This is a genomic window from Pseudomonas protegens CHA0 (assembly GCF_000397205.1).
GTDB classification, from domain to species: Bacteria; Pseudomonadota; Gammaproteobacteria; order Pseudomonadales; family Pseudomonadaceae; genus Aquipseudomonas; species Aquipseudomonas protegens.
The window spans coordinates 88,022-109,117 of sequence record NC_021237.1 but is presented as its reverse complement, the minus strand read 5'-3'; the positions used below and the strand labels follow the sequence as shown (position 1 = coordinate 109,117).

Genomic DNA, 21,096 nt, shown 5'->3' with positions numbered 1-21,096 from the left:
CAATGGTGATTCTGATGTCCGCTCCTACCCGCCTGTTCGCTGCAACTCCTCCCGTACGCCTCGTGCTTGCCGTTCTGCGCTGATCCCACCCGGTTCGCCATTCCCTAGCCGCGCTACGCCTGGAGTAATCCCATGCTGACTTTCCTTGGCTTTGCCATGGTCATCACCTTCATGTTCCTGATCATGACCAAGCGCCTGTCGGCGCTGATCGCCCTGATCATCGTGCCCATCCTGTTCGCCCTGTTCGGCGGGTTCGCGCCGAAGATCGGCCCGATGATGCTCGAAGGCATCACCAAGCTCGCGCCCACCGGCGTGATGCTGATGTTCGCCATTCTGTATTTCGCCCTGATGATCGACTCCGGCCTGTTCGACCCGGCCGTGCGCAAGATCCTCAAGCTGGTCAAGGGCGACCCGCTGAAGGTCTCGGTGGGCACTGCGGTACTGGCCCTGGTGGTGTCCCTGGACGGTGACGGCGCCACCACCTACATGATCTGCGTGGCCGCCATGCTGCCGCTGTACAGCCGCATCGGCATGAGCCCGCGAATCATGGCCGGCCTGATCATCCTCGCCGGCGGGGTGATGAACATGACCCCCTGGGGCGGCCCGACCGCCCGCGCGGCCAGCGCCCTGCACGTGGACCCGTCGGACATCTTCGTGCCCATGATCCCGGCCATGCTGGCCGGCGTGGTGGCGATCCTGGCGATCGCCTACATGTACGGCAAGCGGGAAAGGGCGCGCCTGGGTGAACTGCACCTGGCGGGCGACGAGATCGACCACAGCGAGATCAGCGTGTCGCAGTACCCCGACGCTCGTCGTCCCAAGCTGATCTGGTTCAACGGCGCCCTGACCTTCGCCCTGATGTGCGCGCTGATCGCCGGGCTGCTGCCGTTGCCGGTGCTGTTCATGGTGGCCTTCAGTATCGCCATGATCGTCAACTATCCCTGCCTGCAGCAGCAGAAGGATAGGGTCGCGGCCCACGCCGGCAGCGTGCTGGCGGTGGTCGGGCTGATCTTCGCGGCGGGCATCTTCACCGGCATCCTGTCCGGCACCGGCATGGTGGATGCCATGTCCAAGAGCCTGCTGGCGGTGATCCCGGAAGCCCTGGGGCCGTACCTGGCGGTGATTACCGCGCTGGTGAGCATGCCGTTCACCTTCTTCATGTCCAACGATGCCTTCTACTACGGCGTGCTGCCGGTGCTGGCCGAAGCCGCCAGCCACTACGGCATCACCGCGGTGGAAATGGCCCGTGCGTCGATCGTCGGCCAACCCGTGCACTTGCTCAGCCCGCTGGTACCCTCGACCTACCTGTTGGTGGCCCTGGCCGGTATCGAGTTCGGCGATCACCAGCGCTTCACCCTCAAGTGGGCAGTGCTGGTCTGCCTGTGCATAATGTTCGCCGCCTTGCTGATGGGGATTTTTCCGCTGTTCAGCACTCTATAAAAGCAATGCTTCTGCGCCCGGGCCGGCCTCACGGCCCGGGCTATAACACTCGCTCAAAGGAATACACATGGAATGGCTGACCAACCCGGAAATCTGGGTTGCCTTCTTTACCCTGACTGCCCTGGAGATCGTCCTGGGCATCGACAACATCATCATGATCTCGATCCTGGTCAGCCGCATGCCCAAGCACATGCAGGCGCGCACGCGAATCTTCGGTCTGGCGCTGGCGATGGTCACGCGCATTCTGTTGCTGCTGTCGATCACCTGGGTCATGCGCCTCACGGCCGACCTGTTCGTGGTCTTCGGCCAGGGCATTTCCGGGCGTGACCTGATCCTGTTCTTCGGTGGCCTGTTCCTGCTGTGGAAAAGCTCCCAGGAGATGTACCACGCCCTGGAAGGCGAGGACGAAACCATTGATGAGCCCAAGGGCAAGGGCGGCAACTTCCTCTACACCATCATCCAGATCGCCATTATCGACATCGTCTTCTCCCTGGATTCGGTGATCACCGCCGTGGGCATGGTTTCCCATGTGCCGGTCATGGTGGCGGCCATCATCGTCGCGGTGCTGGTGATGATGCTGGCGGCCGGGACCATCAGCGAATTCATCGACAAGCACCCGTCGCTGAAAATGCTCGCGCTGTCCTTCCTGCTGGTGGTGGGTACGGTCCTGATCGCCGAAGCCTTCGAAGTGCACGTGCCAAAAGGCTACGTCTACTTCGCCATGGCCTTCTCCCTGGCGGTGGAAGCCATCAACATCAAGATGCGCACCGCCATCGCGAAAAAGAAAAAACAGCAGGACCCGGTGAAACTGCGCAAGGACGTTCCTGGTCAATAATCCGGGAATGCGCTGAATGGAAAAGGGGCTCTCGAGCCCCTTTTCTGCGTCTGCAGGAAGCTGTTTTCATGACAGTTTTGTTTCAATCGCCGGTTTGGCTATGCGATGCTGGCGCCTCGTGCGTTAGCCAACTACAGCTTAAGTACATAACGTAGAACGTCGCGCAACAACGTCCACTCGCCCCGCTTGGGGCACTTCACCCCAGGGGGGGCCTCTATGCTGACCCTGCTCAATCTGCTTTCCGCCGTGGCCCTGCTGATCTGGGGTACGCATATCGTCCGTACCGGCATCCTGCGGGTCTACGGCTCCAACCTGCGCCACGTGATCGGCCAGAACATGGCCAGGCGACCACTGGCGTTCATTGCCGGGATCCTGGTCACGGCCATGGTCCAGAGCAGCAACGCCACGGCGATGCTGGTGACGTCCTTTGTCGGCCAGGGCCTGATGGCGCTGACCCCGGCGCTGGCCACCATGCTCGGCGCCGACGTCGGTACCGCGCTGATGGCCCGGGTACTGACCTTCGACCTGTCCTGGCTGTCGCCGCTGCTGATCTTCCTCGGGGTGATCTTCTTTCTCTCGCGCAAGCAGACCCGCGCCGGCCAGCTGGGCCGGGTCGGCATCGGCCTGGGGCTGATCATCCTGGCCCTGCAACTGATCGTCGAAGCCGCGGCCCCCATCACCCATGCCCAGGGCGTGAAGGTCCTGTTCGCCTCGCTGACCGGCGATATTCTCCTGGATGCGCTGATGGGTGCGGTGTTCGCCATGGTGTCCTATTCCAGCCTGGCGGCGGTGCTACTCACCGCGACCCTGGCCGGCGCCGGGGTCATCAGCCTGCCGGTGGCCATCGGCCTGGTGATCGGCGCCAACATCGGCAGCGGGGTACTGGCCTTCCTCAGCACCAGCATGCAGAACGCCGCCGGGCGCCAGGTCGCGCTGGGCAGCCTGCTGTACAAGCTCATCGGCCTGCTGCTGATCATCCCGGTGCTCGACCCACTGGCCCACTGGATGGACAGCCTGGACTTCAGCCCCCAGGAAGTGGTGATCGGCTTCCACCTGCTGTACAACACCGCCCGCTGCCTGTTGCTGCTGCCCACTGTCGGCCCCATGGCCCGGCTCTGCGCCTGGCTGCTGCCGGAGCGCCCCCAGGAAAACGGCCGCGCTCGCCCGCGGCACCTGGACCCTACCGCCCTGGCCACGCCGAGCCTGGCCCTGGCCAACGCCGCCCGCGAAACCCTGCGCATCGGTGACCTGATCGACAGCATGCTGGAGGCGATGCGCGACGCGCTGCAGGGCAAACAGACCGCCATCACCCAGGAACTGCGCGCCCTCAGCGACGACGTCGAAGCGCTGTACAGCGCCATCAAGCTGTACCTGGCGCAGATGCCCCGGGAAGACCTCAGCGACCAGGACAGCCGGCGCTGGGCCGAAATCATCGAACTGGCGTTCAACCTCAAGCTGGCCAGCGATCTGATCGAGCGCATGCTGCGCAAGGTCCAGCAGCAGAAGACCTCCCAGCGCCGCTCCTTCTCCGAGGTTGGCCTGGAAGAGTTGACCGGGCTGCACGCGCAACTGATCGCCAACCTGCGCCTGGGGCTCTCGGTGTTCCTGAGCGCCGACCCGGAAAGCGCGCGCCAGCTGCTGCGGGAAAAACGCCGTTTCCGCGCCCAGGAGCGGCGCCTGGCCCACGCCCACGTCAGCCGCCTGCAACGCAAGATCGTCCAGAGCATCGAGACCAGTTCCCTGCACCTGGAGCTGATCGCCGACATGAAGCGCCTCAACTCCCTGTTCTGCAGCAGTGCCTACGTGGTTCTGGAAACCTCGGACACCGGCGCGCTGGAGGTCGAAGAGATGGCTGACATCACTCATTCACCCTGAACGTCCACAGTCCCACGAAGTCTGTAGAACTTACGCACGCCGTAAGGAAGCTTGTTATGCGTTGTCTGTTATTCGCCTGCCTGTTGCTGGGCAGTGCACAAGGATGGGCTTTGGATCGTTTCCAGGTCGAAGGCTACACCCTGCCCAATGGCCTGCAACTGCTGCTCAAGCCCGGCAGCGAACGCGGCCACGTGGCGATCCGCCTGGTGGTGGGGGTGGGCCTGGACGACTTCGCCTGTGCCGACAAGGAGTTGCCGCACCTGCTGGAACACCTGCTGTTCAGCGGCGTGGATGACAGCGGGGAAGGCGGCCTGGAAGAACGCATGCAGGCCCTGGGCGGCGAATGGAATGCCTACACCAGCAATGCCGACACCACCTTCGTCATCGAGGCCCCGGCGCGCAACCAGCGCAAGGTCCTGGACCTCTTGCTGTCGCTGCTGACCCATACCCGCCTGGACGACAACGCCGTGGCCGCGGCCAAGCAAGTGGTGGAACGCGAAGGCGGGGGTCACTATTCGCACCTGCAACGCTGGCTCGACCGCCAGGACCTGGGACACAAGGCAGGCAACCAGCTGGCGGTGGAACTGGGGCTCAAATGCGCCGAACGCGCCGAGGTCGGAAACCTGACCCTGGCCCAGCTGGAGCAGGTACGCAAGGACTGGTACGCCCCCAACAACATGACCCTGATCGTGGTGGGCGAGCTCGATCGCCTGCTACCGGCCTACCTGGAGCGCACCTACGGTGCCCTGGAGCCGGTGGAGCCCAGCGAACACCCCGACCTGCCGCAGATCCAGGGCACCGCCGCCCCTGAGCGCACCCTGGTCCATGGCTGGGTAGGGCAGAGCGCGCAACTGCACTGGCTGTTTCCCGAGCCCGTGCTGGACCAGCAGCACGACGAGACCTTCGACCTGCTCAAGGACTACCTGGACTGGGCGCTGTATCGCCAACTGCGTCTTGAGCACGAATTGTCCTACGGCCCCTGGAGTGATCGGGAAGTCTTCGGTGGCGTGGGCTTTCTCAGCCTCAATGCCGACCTTGAGCGCGACGACCTGCCCCAAGCCCGGCAAGTGGTAGAGCAGCTCAAGGCACGGCTGCTCAAGGACGGCCTCGACCCGGCCACCTTCGCCCGCCTGAAACAGGCTGCCATCGATCGCCAGGCCTGGGCCGTGCAGGGCAACAGCGCCCTGGCGGACTATTACTGGAGCGCCCTCGGGGACTTCGACAACGGCCGCTTCAGCGACCCGGCCAAGCGCCTGAAAGCAGTGAGCCTGGAACAGGCCAACCTGGCCCTGCGCCAGCTGCTGCAGCAGCCGGGCTACCTGCGCATCGAACAACCGCTGCTCAGTGACGAACAACTGCTCTGGCTGATCGGCGGCCTGCTGTCCCTGGTCCTGCTCGGCAGCTTCGGCGTCTACTTGCTGCGCCGCCGGGCCCGCTGACCCATGGCCAGGGAGCTTGCTCCCGCCGGGCCGCGCAGCAGCCCCAGGGACAGGGCAAAACGATCACCGTGGCCGGATTACCTCACCAGCGCCTGCGCACCTGAGCAAGCTCCCTCGCCACGGACCGCCGCCGACGTTATCCTGTCGCGGTTTTTCCTGCCCTGACTGTGATCCCCCCGATGCCGAACCTGACCCTCCTTATCCAGCGCATTCTCGAACTGATGAAGCGCTATCCGGGGATCATTGCGCTCGGCGGTTTCATCTCCGGGGTCGGCAGCTTCATCCTGGTGGACCGGCAACAGAGCCTGGCCTCGTGGATCGCCGTGATCCTGCTGGTGAGCTGGGTCTGGCTGATGCTGGAGAACAGCCTGACCCAGCTGTTCACCAAGGTCTTCAAGCGCGAGATCCCGCAGCCGCTGCTGCGCTATGCGACGCAGATGATCCACCAGGAAAGCCTGTTCTTCGTCCTGCCGTTCTTCTTCATCACCACCAGCTGGAACAGTGGCCAACTGGTGTTCACCGGCCTGCTCGGCGCCGCGGCGCTGATTTCCATCACTGACCCGCTGTACTACAAATGGCTGGCCCCGCGCCGCTGGCTGTTCCTGGCGCTGCACACCCTGACCCTGTTCGCCGCCTTGCTCACGGCCCTGCCGCTGATCCTGCACCTGACCACCGCCCAGAGCTTCAAGCTGGCCCTGGGCATCGCCATGCTCCTGTCCTTTCCGAGCCTGGCCTCGATCCTGCCGATCCGCAGCCTGCGCAGCGCCCTGACCGTGCTGGCCATCACCCTGGCCATCGGCAGCACCGGCTGGCTGCTGCGCTCCTGGGTGCCGCCGGCCACCCTGTGGCTGACCGAGGATGCCATCAGCACCCAGCTCCAGGATCGCACCCCGGGCGACAGCCTGGAGCAGATCAGCACCGCCCAGGTAAGCAGCACCGGCCTGTACGCCTACACCGCGATCAACGCCCCCCGGGGCCTGGACGAGCGCATTTACCACGTCTGGCAATTCAACGGCAGCGAGGTGGATCGCGTCGCGCTGGACATCCATGGCGGGCGCAAGGAAGGCTACCGTGCCTGGTCCCACAAGCAGAATTTCCCCGCCAACCCGGCGGGCGACTGGCAGGTGCGGGTGATCACCGAGGACGGCCAGGTGATCGGCGTGCTGCGCTTCGAGATCACCGCTCCAGATCAAGACGCGGCCAAGACCGGCGAGGCAAAGTAACCGGGATCGTGCTATTACGTAGCACTGCGAAATGGCCACACAAGCTCGGAGCTTATGACTAGCAGCGTGACGCCCGGCACCGCTCAACTGGACCTTGCCCACTCCCCGGCGCAATTGCGCATCGGCGGCGACTGGACGCTGGCGCACTACAGCGACCTCAAGCGCCTCAGCCAATCCCTGGACGGCCGCTACGACAGCAGCACCCATATCGACCTCAACGGCCTGGGCGCCCTGGACACCGCCGGCGCGTCGCTGCTGGTGGAACTGCTGGGGGCAGAACGCCTGGGGCAGTCCGCCGAACACCCCGACTGCACCTTGTCCGCCGCCGACCGCGCGCTGCTGCACACGGTCTACACCTCGTTGAACGACTTCTGCGTACCGGTCAAGGAACCGGAGATCTCGGTCAGCGTGCAATTGCTTTCGCGCATTGGCAGCGCGGTCTATACCGTCTGGCAGGACACCCTGAAGGTCCTGGGCTTCATCGGCCTGATCCTGGAAACCCTGGCCCGCGGCCTGCTGCGCCCCAAGCGCTGGCGCATCACCCCGGTGGTGGCACACATCGAACAGACCGGCCTCGACGCGGCGCCCATCGTCGCCCTGCTGACCTTTCTGGTGGGCGCGGTGGTGGCCTTTCTCGGCGCCACCGTGCTGGCCAACTTCGGCGCCAGCATCTTCACCGTGGACCTGGTGGCATTTTCCTTCCTGCGGGAATTCGGCGTACTGCTCACCGCGATTCTCATGGCCGGGCGCACCGCCAGCGCCTTCACCGCGCAGATCGGCTCGATGAAGGCCAATGAAGAGATCGACGCCATCCGCACCCTGGGCCTGGACCCGGTAGAACTGCTGGTGCTGCCTCGGGTCCTGGCCCTGCTGGTGTCGCTGCCGATGCTGACGTTCCTGGCGATGCTTTCGGGGATAGTCGGTGGCGCGGTGGTCTGCGCCCTGTCCCTGGATATCTCCCCGGCGATGTTCCTCTCGCTGCTGCATTCGGATATCGGCGTGAAGCACTTCCTGCTGGGCCTGGTGAAAGCGCCGATCTTCGCCTTCCTGATCGCCGCCATCGGCTGCCTGGAAGGCTTCAAGGTCAGCGGCAGCGCCGAGTCGGTGGGCGCCCACACCACCTCCAGCGTGGTCCAGTCGATCTTCGTGGTGATCGTCATCGATGCCGTGGCCGCGCTGTTCTTCATGGAGATGGGCTGGTGAGCCGGCCGCCACGCGCGCCGGCGAAGGCAGTGATCGAGGTCCGTGGCCTGTGCAACCGCTTCGGCAAGCAGAGCGTGCACGAGAACCTCGACCTGGATGTGTACCAGGGCGAGATCCTCGGCGTGGTCGGCGGCTCGGGCAGCGGCAAGTCGGTACTGCTGCGCAGCATCGTCGGCCTGCGCCAGCCCAGCGAAGGCTCGGTGCGGGTATTCGGCCAGGACCTGCCAAGCCTGCCGGAACAGCAACGTTCGCTGATCGAACGACGCTTCGGCGTACTGTTCCAGAAGGGCGCGCTGTTCACCTCGCTGACCGTGACCGAGAACGTCGCCCTGCCATTGATCGAGCATGCCGGCCTGTCCCGTGCCGATGCCGAACACCTGGCGGCGGTCAAGCTGGCCCTGGCCGGCCTGCCGCTGTCGGCGGCCGACAAGTACCCGGCCTCGCTCTCTGGCGGGATGATCAAGCGCGCTGCCCTGGCCCGGGCGCTGGCCCTGGACCCGGACATCCTGTTTCTCGACGAACCCACCGCCGGCCTCGACCCGGTGGGCGCCGCCGCCTTTGACCAGTTGATCCTGACCCTGCGCGATGCCCTGGGGCTCAGTGTGTTCCTGGTCACCCACGACCTGGACACCCTCTACACCATCACCGACCGTGTGGCGGTGCTGGCGCAGAAAAAGGTACTGGTGGCGGATGCCATCGATATCGTCGCCGAGACCGACGACGAATGGATTCACCAATACTTCCATGGCCCTCGCGGCCGCGCGGCCTACCAGGCCGCTACACAGACCAACGAGGGATGACATGGAAACCCGAGCCCATCATGTACTGATCGGCCTGTTCACCGTGATCGTGGTGGCCGGCGCCTTGCTGTTCGGCCTGTGGCTGGCCAAGTCCAGCGTCGACAGCGCCTTCCAGGACTACCAGATCGTCTTCAACGAGGCGGTCAGTGGCCTGTCCAAGGGCAGCTCCGTGCAATACAGCGGGATCAAGGTCGGTGATGTGGTCAACCTGCGCCTGGACCCCAAGGACCCGCGCCGGGTGCTGGCACAGATCCGCCTGGGCAGCGAGACGCCGATCAAGGAGGACACCCAGGCCAAGCTGGCCCTGACCGGCATCACCGGCACCTCGATCATCCAGCTCAGCGGCGGCACGCCGCAAAGCCCGACCCTCAAGGGCAAGGACGGCGAACTGCCCACCATCATCGCCTCACCGTCGCCAATCGCCCGCCTGCTGAACAACAGCAACGACCTGATGACCGGGGTCAACCTGCTGCTGCACAACGCCAACCGCATGTTCTCCCCGGACAACGTGGCCCGGGTCAGCAGCACCCTGGACAACCTGCAGAAGACCTCCGCCAGCATCGCCGAGCAGCGCGACGACCTGCGCCAGCTGATGCAGCAACTGGGCTCCATCAGCAAGCAGACCGGCGCCATGCTGGAACAGACCACCGCGCTGATGCGCAATGCCAATGGCCTGCTCAACGACCAGGGCAAGCAGATGTTCGGCAGCGCCGAGCACGCCATGCGCTCCCTGGAGCAAAGCAGCGCCACCCTGAACAAACTGCTGAGCGACAACCAGGACTCGCTGAACAACGGCATGCAGGGCCTCAACGGCCTGGCGCCAGCCGTCCGCGAGCTGCGCGAGACCCTGAGCTCGCTGCGGGCCATCACCCGGCGCCTGGAAGCCAACCCCGGCGGTTACCTGCTGGGTAACGAGAAGAACAAGGAGTTCACGCCATGAAGCGTGCCTATCGCCTGCTTGCCCCCCTGGGCCTGAGCGCCGCCCTGGCCCTGACCGGGGCCTGCTCGATACTGCCCAAGGGCGAGCCGCTGGACATCTATCGGCTGCCGGTAAGCCAGGCCGGCGCCACGGCGCCGAACCAGGCCCTGCCGTGGTCCTTGCAGTTGCTCAAGCCCCAGGCCGGGGATGCGCTGAACAGCGCACGGATCGCGGTGATTCCCCAGGGCAACCTGATCAGCAGCTACAAGGCTTCGCGCTGGAGCGACCCGGCACCGATCCTGCTGCGCAACCGCCTGCTGGACGGCTTCCAGCGCGATGGCCGGGTCCAGCTGTTGAGCACCGATGACAGCAACCTGCAGACCGACCTGGCACTGGGCGGCGACCTGCAAGCCTTCCAGACCGAATACCAGGGCAACGCCGCCCAGGTGGTGATCCGCCTGGATGCGCGGCTGATTCGTGGCTACGACCAGAAGATCCTCGCCAGCCGGCGCTTCGAAGTGCGCCAAGCGCTGGCTGAAACCGGGGTGCCGGCGGTGGTCACAGGATTTGGCCAGGCCGGCGATGCGCTGACCCGGCAAGTGGTGGATTGGGCAGTGGGGCAGGGCAATCGGGCGCTGAAACATTGAGAGCCCTTTCGCCGGCAAGCCGGCTCCTACAGAGGGAGTAGGAGCCAGCTTGCCGGCGAAGGCTCGCTCAACTCATCCAAAGAACCAGTAGCAAACCGCAATCGCCGCCACCACACCGGCGAATTCCGCCAGCAAGGCACAGCCCACGGCGTGCCGCACCCGCTGGATGCCTACCGCGCCGAAGTACACCGCCAGCACATAGAAGGTGGTTTCGGTACTGCCCTGGATGGTGGCCGCCACCAGGGCCGGGAAGCTGTCCACGCCCTGGGTCTGCATGGTCTCGATGAGCATGGCCCGTGCCGCACTGCCCGAGAACGGCTTGACCAGGGCAGTGGGCAAGGCGTCGACGAAACGTGTGTCCCAACCGGCCCACTCCACCAGATGACGAATGCCGTCGAGGCCGAAATCCAGGGCCCCGGACGCCCGCAGCACGCCGATGGCGCAGAGCATCGCGACCAGGTATGGCAAGAGGCTCTTGGCGACGTCGAAACCCTCCTTGGCGCCCTCGACAAAGGCCTCGTAGACCTTGACCTTGCGCAGCGCGCCGACCACCAGGAACAGCATGATCAGCCCAAACAGCGTGAGGTTGCCGAGAATCGACGACAGGGACGCCAGGGCCGTGGCCGACAGGGTGGCCAGCAAGGCCATGAAGGCGCCCAGGGCCAGGGCCCCGGGAATCAGGTAGGCCAGTACCACCGGGTCCCACAGGCGCAGGCGCTGCATCACCGCGACCGACAGCAGGCCCACCAGGGTCGAGGCGCTGGTGGCCAGGAGAATCGGCAGGAACACCAGGGTCGGGTCCGCCGCGCCTTGCTGGGCGCGGTACATGAAGATGGTCACCGGCAGCAGGGTCAGGGACGAGGCGTTGAGCACCAGGAACAGGATCTGCGCATTGCTGGCAGTGGTGGCGCTGGGGTTGAGTTCCTGCAGGGCGCGCATGGCCTTGAGGCCGATGGGCGTGGCGGCGTTGTCCAGGCCCAGGCCGTTGGCGGCGAAGTTCAGGGTGATCAGGCCCAGGGCCGGGTGCCCCGGCGGCACTTCCGGCATCAGGCGCTTGAACAGCGGCCCCAGGACCTTGGCCAGCCACTCGACGATTCCAGCCTTCTCGGCGATGCGCAGAAAACCCAGCCACAGGGTCAGGGTGCCGAACAGCAGGACCATGACCTCCACCGACAGCTTGGCCATGGCGAAGATGCTTTCCACCATGGCAGCGAAGATCCCCGCGTTGCCACCCACCAGCCACTGCGCCAGGGCCGACACGGTTGCCACGATAAAGAAGCCAAGCCACAGGCCATTGAGCATCGGTCATACCCCTCGAAAGATGCGGCGAATGATAGCGGGGCGGGCAGAAACGACAAACCCCGGATTAACCGGGGCCTGTCATCTGTTGGGGCTGGATTGCTGCCGAAGGCGATCTGCAGGCAGCTGAAGGGCTTGGGGCCTCTTCGCTGGCAAGCCAGCTCCTACACAATAGGCGCTTAGCCTTTGGACGCTTCGCCTGCTGGCAGTTTTTCCTTGCTGCGCCAGTGCGGCAGGGAGTTCCAGTAACGCTGGCCCTTGGCGTCGTCGTACATGCCTTCCCAACGGGAGATGACCAGTACCGCCAGGGCGTTGCCGATCACGTTCAAGGCGGTACGCGCCATGTCCATCACACGGTCGACACCGGCGATGAAGGCCAGGCCTTCCAGAGGAATGCCGACGCTGCCCAGGGTGGCCAGCAGGACCACGAAGGACACGCCCGGAACCCCGGCGATACCTTTGGAGGTGACCATCAGGGTCAGCACCAGCAGCAGTTGCTGGCTGATGGACAGGTCGATGCCGTACAGCTGGGCGATGAAGATCGCCGCGATGCTCTGGTACAGGGTCGAACCGTCGAGGTTGAACGAGTAGCCGGTCGGCACCACGAAGCTGCAGATGGCTTTCGGCGCGCCGTAGGCTTCCATCTTCTCGATCACCCGCGGCAGCACGGTTTCCGAGCTGGCGGTGGAGTAGGCCAGGACCAGCTCATCCTTGAAGATGCGCATCAGTTTGATCACCGAGAAGCCGAACAGGCGGGCGATCAGGCCGAGGATCACGAAAGCGAAGAAGGCGATAGCCACGTACACCAGGATCACCAGCTTGGCCAGCGGCAGCAGGGAGGCGAAACCGAAGTTGGCGACGGTCACCGCGATCAGTGCAAATACGCCGATAGGGGCGTAGTTCATGATCATGTGGGTGACTTTGAACATGCTTTCCGAAACGCCCTGGAACATCTTCACCAGCGGTTCGCGCAGGTCGGACTGCAGGCTCGACAGGCCCAGGCCGAACAGCACCGAGAAGAAGATGATGGGCAGCATCTCGCCGCGGGCCATGGCCGCGAAGATGTTCGATGGAATCAGGTTGAGGATGGTCTCGATGAACGCGTGTTCATGCTGCACCTCGGCCGCAGTGGCCTGGTACTTGGAGATGTCCACGGTGCCCAGGGTGCTCATGTCGATGCCTGCGCCCGGATGGAACAGGTTGGCCAGCAGCAGGCCGACGACGATGGCGATGGTGGTCACGATTTCGAAGTAGATGATGGTCTTGAGGCCGATGCGCCCCAGTTTCTTCGCGTCACCGACACCGGCGATGCCGACGATCAGCGAGGAAATGACGATCGGGATCACGATCATCTTGATCAAGCGGATAAAGATATCGCCCGCAGGCTGCAGGACGTTGCTGATCCACCAGGCCTTTTCAGCACTGAAATGATTGAGCAGCGCGCCAATCGCAATCCCCAGGACCAGACCGATGAGGATCTGCCAGGCGAGGCTTAATTTTGCCTTCTTCATATCATTACCCTTACTTCAGTTGGACTCGGGCTGATGCGCGAACTGGAACGCTCAATGGCGGAAAAGTTTGTGCATCGGCCCCCGTATAAGGTCATCCCGAACGAGCATTTACGGCTCTCTGCGGGCGAAAAAAGGCGCAACTATTCCGATGCTAGGGAGGCACGTCTAATGCCGTAAACGCCTACCCTATGCCGAATCGGCATGAGTTTTTCCAAACAAAACGAGCGTCCCAACCGGTTCGAATACGACATTTCGGCAGGCAAAAATGCCGTGAAACGGCCATTTCAGGCGGCGTGCAGGCTTGTCGGAGGGGTCAGGAAAAAGGCTAAAAAAGTTTAGAATTGCTCTGATTCGGGCGCCCGGAAACGCTGCGCAATTCGCACAAAGTTTCTCGATATACGGTCGCAGAGAAACACCAGGAAACGTTTGATCGGAGTCAAAGGAAGATTTTTTCCCGCGCGAGCACGGAAATTGTCAGACGGACGGCTCTAGCACAGGACTTTGCCATTCAAGCACGCCGCAAGCTCATCAGGTCGGTGGCCGACCTGGGAGCTTGCGCCGCCGCTCTTTCCTGACCCGGCCCTTGCGGAGGCACTCCCTGTACCCCTAGGTCACTCCGATCACCCGTGGATCAGAACATCCCGGCCCCTTGGTCATGCACTCGCCCTCCTCGGGTGGTGCAACAGCCGAAAGCGCCAGGGCGGCCCTTTCGTCTATCTGTTATGCAATATCGGCAATTTGCACATCAGTACCAGTTCGGGTCCTTGCGCAACTGCTCCTGGAGCAGCGCTTGCATGCCGTCATCGGGCTTGCCGAGGAACCGATAATTGGCGTGGCGGGTCGGTGACTTGTCCGCGGGCAAACCCGCCGGCACGTCCACCAGCATCGCGTAGGCATGCTTCTTGTCGAAACTGAAGGCCACGATCAAACGCTGGTTCTGACAACTCTGAGCGGTTTCGCACAGAGGGCCCACCAGATACTGATCGCCGTCTTCGGTCATGGCATTCATCTGTTGCGGCGCATCACCCGAGAGGTTCATCACCCACTCGGGCAGGCGCTCCTCCTTGTGCACGACCCCCTGCCAGGTTTCACGAAACTGCGGGTCCGACCCCAGCAGCTGATTGGCTCGTGCCTGGCCATCATTGGCCGCCGACGCCAGGGCGCTGGCGCCCAGCAGCAGCGCGGCAGTCAATGTCTTCAACGAGAGACTCATGGTCAGCCTCGGCCTCGACGGCCAAAGAAGAACGAAGCGATGAACATCACCAGGAACACCACAAAGAGAATCTTGGCGATACCCGTGGCGGTGCCCGCGATACCACCGAAGCCCAGGACCGCAGCGACAATAGCAATGATCAGGAATGTGATTGCCCAGCTCAGCATGATGATTCTCCTTACTCTTCTATTAGTGGTGCTGCCTATGGAGCCAGCCCGGCGCCGCCGATTGCGGGCCCGGCCTTGGTGCTAGAACACCCAGCGTTCCTGACGTGGCGCGTCCGCGACCGGCTGTGCCTGGTCGACGGCCATCAGTTGCATGGGGGCCTGGTCGTTGAGCTGGCTGCTCACCGAACTGAAATGGGTCTGGGTGAAGTGATGAACCGGCACTCGCGGCGCGGGTGCCTGGCTGTCCTGCCAGCGCTGGAACTGTTGCCCGGCGATCAGGGTGACCAGCAACGCCAGAACGGCGAAGAGGCCTTGCTGGAGATGCAGTGGCGCAATACGCAATTGGGCAAGACGTTGGCGATTCATCCTGAAACTCCTCCCACACTGGTGGTGATGTTGTTATGGAAGCCACGGCCGGCGCTTCTCGATGAGAGGGATATTGCAGGCTGCATGCCAGCTTTTTCTTTGAAATTAAATTCAATAAAATCAAATACTTAAATCAAATTACCAAAAGCATTCCACACGCATACTGCACGATGCCCCCATGCCGGCCGTGCGAAATGCACGATGTCCCGGGAAAACAGTGAGCGTTTTTTGATCACAGGGGGAACTTTGATGAATGGCCAATAGCCTGATACAGACCCACCCAGCAGCTACTCTGGGTAAAACATGCGTAATTTCAGCCTGTTAGCCGTTTCAGCCGGAGATATCTAACCTGCTGGCGCTGGAATGGATCAGAATCAACCTTGCAACTTGCCCGATTTTTCCGGGACTAAATAAAGATCATTCATTAAGGAGCCTCGGGATATGGAGTCAGCGCCGGAGAATCAAGGCCGCATCCTTCTGGTGGATGACGAATCCGCAATCCTTCGCACCTTCCGCTACTGCCTGGAAGACGAGGGCTACACCGTGGCCACCGCCAACAGCGCGGCGCAGGCCGATGCTCTGCTGCAACGCCAGGTATTCGACCTGTGCTTCCTCGACCTGCGCCTGGGCGAAGACAACGGCCTCGACGTACTGGCACAAATGCGTACCCAGGCACCCTGGATGCGGGTAGTGATCGTCACCGCTCACTCTGCCGTGGACACCGCAGTAGATGCGATCCAGGCCGGCGCCGCAGACTACCTGGTCAAGCCCTGCAGCCCCGACCAGTTGCGCCTGGCCACCGCCAAGCAGCTGGAAGTACGCCAGCTCTCGGCACGCCTGGAAGCCCTCGAAGGTGAGGTGCGCAAGCCCAAGGACGGCCTGGACTCCCACAGCCCGGCAATGAAAGTGGTGCTGGAAACCGCGCGTCAGGTGGCCAGCACCGACGCCAACATCCTTATCCTCGGCGAGTCCGGCACCGGCAAGGGCGAGCTGGCGCGGGCCATTCACGGCTGGAGCAAACGCGCCAAGAAATCCTGCGTGACCATCAACTGCCCCTCGTTGACTGCCGAACTGATGGAGAGCGAACTCTTCGGCCACAGCCGCGGCGCCTTTACCGGGGCCAGCGAGAGCACCCTGGGCCGGGTCAACCAGGCCGATGGCGGAACCCTATTCCTCGACGAGATCGGCGACTTCCCGTTGACCCTGCAACCCAAGCTGCTGCGCTTCATCCAGGACAAGGAATACGAGCGCGTCGGCGACCCGGTAACCCGCCGCGCCGATGTGCGCATCCTCGCCGCCACCAACCTCAACCTTGAAGACATGGTGCGCGACGGGCGTTTCCGCGAAGACCTGCTGTACCGGCTGAACGTCATCACCCTGCACCTGCCGCCCCTGCGCGAGCGCAGCGAAGATATCCTGACCCTGGCCGACCGCTTCCTCGCCCGCTTCGTCAAAGAGTATTCGCGCCCGGCCCGGGTCTTCAGTGATGAAGCCCGGGAAGCGCTGCTCAACTACCGCTGGCCGGGCAACATCCGCGAACTGCGCAACGTGGTGGAACGGGCGAGCATCATCTGCCCGCAGGAACGGGTGGAAATCAGCCACTTGGGCATGGCCGAGCAACCCACCAACAACGCCCCGCGGATCGGCGCCGCCCTGAGCCTGGACGAGCTGGAAAAGGCCCACATCGGTGCGGTCCTGGCCACCAGCGACACCCTGGATCAAGCCGCCAAGACCCTGGGTATCGACGCGTCGACGCTGTACCGCAAACGCAAACAGTACAACCTGTGAGCAACACCCTATGAAGTTAGCGATGAAACTGCGCACCCGGCTGTTTCTGAGCATCTCGGCCCTGATCACCGTGGCCCTCTTGGGCCTGGTGCTCGGGCTGGTCAGCGTGATGCAGATGGCCAGCACCCAGGAATCGCTGATCCGCAACAACTTCATCACCCTGGACCTGGGCCTCAAGCTGCGCCAGACCCTGGGCGACCAGCTGATCATCATGCTCGGCAAGCAGCCGGACCGCGCCGCCCTGGAAACCTCCCGGCAGCATTATCTGGAGCTGCTCGACGAAGGCATCGCCCATGATCGGCAGACCCAGGTACAAAGTGGCTTCCAGCAGGCGCGTAGCGACTACCTGAGCTTCTACCAGGCCTTCGAGCGCAACAGCACCGCAAGCGGGCTGCATGACAACAACGAGCTGACCGAGCGCTTCAACGCCTTGCGCGGCGGGCTGATCACCGAACACAAGCGCGCCCTGGACAACATCAGCCAGGTGGAGCAGCAGGCCCGCAACCGTGCATGGCTGGTGGCCGGCCTTCTGGGCCTGGTGGCCCTGGCGGTGCTGATCATCGGCTTCGTCACGGCCCATGCCATCGCCCGGCGCTTTGGCGGGCCGATCGAAGCCCTGGCCAAGGCTGCGGACAAGATTGGCGAAGGCAATTTCGACGTCACCCTGCCCATTTCGGCGGCGGCGGAGATGAACCTGCTGACCCGGCGCTTCGGCATCATGGCCGAGGCCCTGCGCCAGCATCAGGCAACCAATGTCGATGAGCTGCTGGCCGGCCAGCAGCGCCTGCAGGCCGTGCTCGACAGTATTGACGACGGCTTGCTGATGATCGACCGCCAGGGCCGCCTGGAACACCTCAACCCCGTGGCCCAGCGCCAGCTGGGCTGGGACCAGGAGCGCCTCGGCCAGGGCCTGGGCAGTGCCCTGCAACGCCCGGAGCTGGATGAGCAGCTACAGCTGGTATTGCGCGGCGGCAACCTGGAACGGGCGCCGGACGACCTGGATATCGAGGTCGACGGCGAGTCGCGCCTGCTGACCTACAGCCTGACCCCCGTCAGCCATACCCAGGGCCATATTCTCGGCGCCGTGATGGTGCTGCACGATGTCACCGAGCAACGGGCGTTCGAACGAGTGCGCAGTGAGTTCGTGCTGCGCGCCTCCCACGAACTGCGTACCCCGGTCACCGGCATGCACATGGCCTTCGGGCTGCTTCAGGAACGCCTGCACTTTCCCGAGGAGTCCCGGGAAACCGACCTGCTCAATACGGTCAACGAGGAAATGCAGCGCCTGATGCAGTTGATCAACGACCTGCTGAATTTTTCCCGCTATCAGAACGGCCTGCAGAAACTCACCCTCGCTCCCTGCCCCCTGGAAGAGCTGCTGGTGCAGGCCCAGGGCCGCTTCAGCGAGCAGGCCCAACAGCAGGGCATCGACCTGCTGCTGGAGATCCAGGCGCCGTTGCCACGGCTGCATGCCGACCGCGCACAACTGGAGCGGGTGCTGGACAACCTGATCGACAACGCCTTGCGCCACACCGCCAGCGAGGGCCAGATCCGCCTGCAGGCGCGGCGCCATGGCGAGCGGGTGATCGTCAGCGTCGAAGACAATGGCGAGGGTATCGCCTATGGCCAGCAAGGGCGGATCTTCGAACCTTTCGTCCAGGTGGGCCGCAAGAAGGGCGGTGCCGGCCTCGGGCTGGCGCTGTGCAAGGAGATCGTTCAGCTGCATGGCGGGCGCATGGGCGTCTACTCAAGGCCCGGGCAGGGCACCCAGTTCTATCTGGCCCTGCCGCTCTAGGGCTTCATGCTTCATCATCCAGGCGCCTGGCCACCAGCCGTCGGCCACGGGTAATCAGCTCAGTGAACTGCAAGGCACTCAGGGCATGGGCGAACAGCCAGCCCTGGCCGAAGCTCACGCCCTCGCTGCTGAGCAGCAGCGCCTGGTCCTCGAACTCGATGCCCTCGGCAATCACCTTGAGTTTCAATGCGTGGGCCATGCGAATGATGTGCGGCGCCACGCCGCTGCTGGCGGCATCGTGCCCCAGGGCATCGATGAACGCCTTGTCGATCTTCAGGCAATCCACCGGCAGGCTCTGCAGGTAGGCCAGGCTGCAATAGCCGGTGCCGAAATCGTCGATCAGCACCTGATGCCCGACATCGCGCAGGGCCTGCAGGTTGTTGCGCGCCACCACCACATCGATCAGCCCACGCTCGGTGACCTCGAAGGCGATCTGCCGGGCCGCTACCCGATGCGTGGCCAGCAGCCGCGCCATGACCATGCCGATCCGCGGGACCATCACGTCGCAGGCCGCCAGGTTGACTGAGATGTACAACTGGGGATTGGCCCGTAGCACATGCCCCAGTTGCTCCAGCAGGCGCTGCAGGACGAAGTCGGTGATCTGGCGGATCTGCCCGGTGTTCTCTGCCAGCGGGATGAACAGGTCAGGGCTGGTCAGGGTACCGTCCGGGCGGCGCCAGCGCAGCAGGGCCTCGGCCCCCACGCAGAGCCGGCTACTGAGATCGAAGATCGGCTGGTACAGCACCTGCAGCTCGCCGCGGCGCAGGGCCCCTTGCAGCTCCGCCCCCAGGGACTGGCGCTGGCGGACCAACTGATACACCAACCCACCGATGAACAGCGCCAGCACCAGGCTGGAGGGCAGCAACCACCACCAACCGTCGAGCACTTCGCCCTGCAGGCTGGCGCGGGGGGTGATCAGCACCAGTTGGTACTCGGGGTTGCGAGTGGGCATGCGATAGATCAGCAGGTCCGGGGTGACCTGCAAGGGCCCGTCGCGGCCCCCCCGCCAGGGCTGTGCGGGGGGCCAGGCACGGGCCGGGCCGAGCACCGGTATCGCCCGGGCACCATGATCCACCACCACCATTAGGCTGCCACCGGCAGGCAGATCGACCACATCGGTCAGGTGCCCGCGGGAAGTGGCCACGCGAAAGTTGCCGCGCCCCAGCATCAGGGCAGCAAGGTTCTCATTGGGCTGGGTCGAGGTGTTGAGCCAGTAGCTGTAGGTCGGCCCGCGGATATCCGGCGGCCTGGCCGCCGGCAGGAGGTTCTGCCGTGGCCAGTTGGAACAGGTATGGGTGGCGTCCCTGTAGGCCGCTTCATAAATGAAGCGATAGCTGTAGCTGACCTGCTGCAGAGCTGCGATGAGATCGGCGTTGCACTCGCGCAGCGGCTGCGCCTCCAGCACGTCGAGACCTTCGCGCAGTTGCCCGAACAACTGCTCCAGCCGCTCCAGGAAACGCTGCCCTTGGGCGTTCATCTGCTCGCTTTCCCGTTGCTGGACCTGGTGCATGGCCAGCCCGGCGCTGCCCAGCAGCAAAATCACCGCACTCAGCACAGCCGCCAGCATCGCCAGCGTCCAGGGGCGATGGAACCAGGTACGCAAGGGCTCGCGAGCGGCCGGCATCGTGGGAGATCCGAAGGATTACCAATGAGTTATAGCAACTGATTGGACAATCGGCCCCAACCGTCCGGCGGCGTCATTATTTTGTCTGGTTGAGCACCATCAGGATGGCCGCACTTTCTGCGTCCGGCGTGCCATCGAAACGCCCCGGCCGGTAGTGCATCTGGAACGCGGCCAGGATGTTACGGGTCGCCTTGTCCAGCTCGCCGGTCTGCGGCGTGGCGTAACCCAGCTGGGCCAGTTGCTGCTGGTACCAACCGATGCTCGGCGGGCTCACGGTAAAGAACGCCTGCTGGCGTGCCACTGCCTGGGCATCGGGCCACAGGCCCAGGCCGGCCTCGGCCAGGCGTTTCCAGGGAAACAACGGGCCCGGATCCAGCTTGCGCATGGGGGCGATATCGCTGTGGCCAATGATGTGGCGCGGCGAGATGTTGTTGCGCTTGCTGATGTCCTTGAGCAGCACGATCAGGTTCTGGATCTGCGCTTCGCTGTAGGGGTACCAGAGCCGCCCGCTGGGGCCATCGCGGAACCCCGGGTTGACGATCTCGATGCCAATGGAACTGGAGTTGAGCCAGGTCCGGCCCTGCCACTGGCTGTCGCCGGCATGCCAGGCACGGTATTGCTCGTCCACCAGCTTGTAGATGGTGGCGGACTTGTCATCGCCGATCAGGTAGTGGCTGCTGACCTGGCCATGGGTCAATAGGGCCAGGGAGCGCTCCAGCGATGCCGAGGTGTAGTGGACGATGATGAACTGGGCGCGCTGATCGTAATTGACCGACGGGTGGCTGGTGTCGATGCGCGGGCCGCTGGCGCAGCCGGCGAGGATCAGCAGGGAGAGGGCAAGAGCAAGAAGTTTCATGGCAAAAGGCAGTACGCTGAAGACGATAATGCAACAGTGTAACGTACTGCCCTGGCGATCATGGGCAAAACCGCGCTTTCATTCAGCAAAGTGCTG

Annotated in this window: 18 protein-coding genes; 11 read left to right on the top strand and 7 right to left on the bottom strand. The window is 63.8% G+C overall.

The genetic code is table 11. The features are described from left to right. Positions 1-132: 132 nt before the first annotated feature. The 9 genes from PFLCHA0_RS00540 to PFLCHA0_RS00500 all read left to right on the top strand — a co-directional run bounded on the left by PFLCHA0_RS00540 (position 133) and on the right by PFLCHA0_RS00500 (position 10,381). A complete protein-coding gene (locus PFLCHA0_RS00540) occupies positions 133-1,440 on the top strand; it encodes a CitMHS family transporter (RefSeq protein WP_015633664.1) in 1,308 nt (435 codons plus the stop codon). 67 nt (positions 1,441-1,507) lie between these two features. After that, positions 1,508-2,275, top strand: coding sequence for a TerC family protein (locus PFLCHA0_RS00535; protein ID WP_011058491.1), 768 nt, complete (start codon positions 1,508-1,510; stop codon positions 2,273-2,275). A 216-nt stretch (positions 2,276-2,491) separates the two neighbouring features. Further along, positions 2,492-4,150, top strand: a complete 1,659-nt coding sequence (locus PFLCHA0_RS00530) for a Na/Pi cotransporter family protein (RefSeq protein WP_011058490.1) — start codon at positions 2,492-2,494, stop codon at positions 4,148-4,150. Positions 4,151-4,206: 56 nt separating this feature from the next. Then, a complete protein-coding gene (locus tag PFLCHA0_RS00525; protein WP_015633663.1) occupies positions 4,207-5,589 on the top strand; it encodes a M16 family metallopeptidase in 1,383 nt (460 codons plus the stop codon). A gap of 179 nt (positions 5,590-5,768) precedes the next feature. Next, the gene (locus tag PFLCHA0_RS00520) at positions 5,769-6,812 is read left to right on the top strand and encodes a DUF5924 family protein (RefSeq protein ID WP_015633662.1); all 1,044 of its coding nucleotides are present in this window, start codon (positions 5,769-5,771) and stop codon (positions 6,810-6,812) included. A gap of 54 nt (positions 6,813-6,866) precedes the next feature. Further along, positions 6,867-8,015 carry an ABC transporter permease gene (locus PFLCHA0_RS00515; RefSeq protein ID WP_011058487.1) on the top strand — a complete coding sequence of 383 codons (1,149 nt, stop codon included), beginning with the start codon at positions 6,867-6,869 and terminating at the stop codon, positions 8,013-8,015. Beyond that, on the top strand, positions 8,012-8,815 hold the full coding sequence (locus PFLCHA0_RS00510) for an ABC transporter ATP-binding protein (RefSeq protein ID WP_011058486.1): 804 nt from the start codon (positions 8,012-8,014) through the stop codon (positions 8,813-8,815). Before PFLCHA0_RS00515 ends, PFLCHA0_RS00510 begins: the two co-directional genes overlap by 4 nt. A gap of 1 nt (position 8,816) precedes the next feature. Then, positions 8,817-9,755 (top strand): MlaD family protein, encoded by a 939-nt coding sequence (locus PFLCHA0_RS00505; protein WP_011058485.1) that lies wholly within the window; start codon positions 8,817-8,819, stop codon positions 9,753-9,755. Beyond that, a complete protein-coding gene (locus PFLCHA0_RS00500; RefSeq protein ID WP_011058484.1) occupies positions 9,752-10,381 on the top strand; it encodes an ABC-type transport auxiliary lipoprotein family protein in 630 nt (209 codons plus the stop codon). Before PFLCHA0_RS00505 ends, PFLCHA0_RS00500 begins: the two co-directional genes overlap by 4 nt. A 72-nt stretch (positions 10,382-10,453) precedes the next feature. Here PFLCHA0_RS00500 and PFLCHA0_RS00495 read toward each other — a convergent pair whose 3' ends face one another. The 5 genes from PFLCHA0_RS00495 to PFLCHA0_RS00475 all read right to left on the bottom strand — a co-directional run bounded on the left by PFLCHA0_RS00495 (position 10,454) and on the right by PFLCHA0_RS00475 (position 14,937). After that, entirely contained in the window at positions 10,454-11,683 is a 1,230-nt protein-coding gene (locus PFLCHA0_RS00495) for a nucleoside recognition domain-containing protein (protein WP_015633661.1), read from the bottom strand. Between the two features lie 176 nt (positions 11,684-11,859). Then, a complete protein-coding gene (gene gltP, locus PFLCHA0_RS00490) occupies positions 11,860-13,191 on the bottom strand; it encodes a glutamate/aspartate:proton symporter GltP (RefSeq protein WP_011058482.1) in 1,332 nt (443 codons plus the stop codon). A gap of 745 nt (positions 13,192-13,936) precedes the next feature. After that, positions 13,937-14,404 carry an inhibitor of vertebrate lysozyme family protein gene (locus PFLCHA0_RS00485; RefSeq protein WP_015633660.1) on the bottom strand — a complete coding sequence of 156 codons (468 nt, stop codon included), beginning with the start codon at positions 14,402-14,404 and terminating at the stop codon, positions 13,937-13,939. A gap of 2 nt (positions 14,405-14,406) precedes the next feature. Further along, the gene (locus tag PFLCHA0_RS30970) at positions 14,407-14,571 is read right to left on the bottom strand and encodes a DUF1328 domain-containing protein (RefSeq protein ID WP_003170804.1); all 165 of its coding nucleotides are present in this window, start codon (positions 14,569-14,571) and stop codon (positions 14,407-14,409) included. 81 nt (positions 14,572-14,652) lie between these two features. After that, complete coding sequence (locus PFLCHA0_RS00475) at positions 14,653-14,937, bottom strand: hypothetical protein (protein WP_015633659.1); 285 nt, start codon at positions 14,935-14,937, stop codon at positions 14,653-14,655. A 441-nt stretch (positions 14,938-15,378) separates the two neighbouring features. Between PFLCHA0_RS00475 and algB the strand changes: the two genes are divergently transcribed. Next, on the top strand, positions 15,379-16,725 hold the full coding sequence (gene algB / locus PFLCHA0_RS00470) for a sigma-54-dependent response regulator transcription factor AlgB (protein ID WP_011058479.1): 1,347 nt from the start codon (positions 15,379-15,381) through the stop codon (positions 16,723-16,725). A 10-nt stretch (positions 16,726-16,735) separates the two neighbouring features. After that, positions 16,736-18,520, top strand: a complete 1,785-nt coding sequence (locus PFLCHA0_RS00465; protein WP_015633658.1) for a KinB sensor domain-containing domain — start codon at positions 16,736-16,738, stop codon at positions 18,518-18,520. Positions 18,521-18,524: 4 nt separating this feature from the next. Here PFLCHA0_RS00465 and PFLCHA0_RS00460 read toward each other — a convergent pair whose 3' ends face one another. Both PFLCHA0_RS00460 and PFLCHA0_RS00455 read right to left on the bottom strand, forming a co-directional pair. Next, positions 18,525-20,144: an EAL domain-containing protein gene (locus tag PFLCHA0_RS00460; RefSeq protein ID WP_015633657.1), complete on the bottom strand. Its 1,620-nt coding sequence runs from the start codon at positions 20,142-20,144 to the stop codon at positions 18,525-18,527. A 76-nt stretch (positions 20,145-20,220) separates the two neighbouring features. Beyond that, the gene (locus PFLCHA0_RS00455) at positions 20,221-21,000 is read right to left on the bottom strand and encodes an N-acetylmuramoyl-L-alanine amidase (RefSeq protein ID WP_015633656.1); all 780 of its coding nucleotides are present in this window, start codon (positions 20,998-21,000) and stop codon (positions 20,221-20,223) included. Positions 21,001-21,096 lie beyond the last annotated feature (96 nt).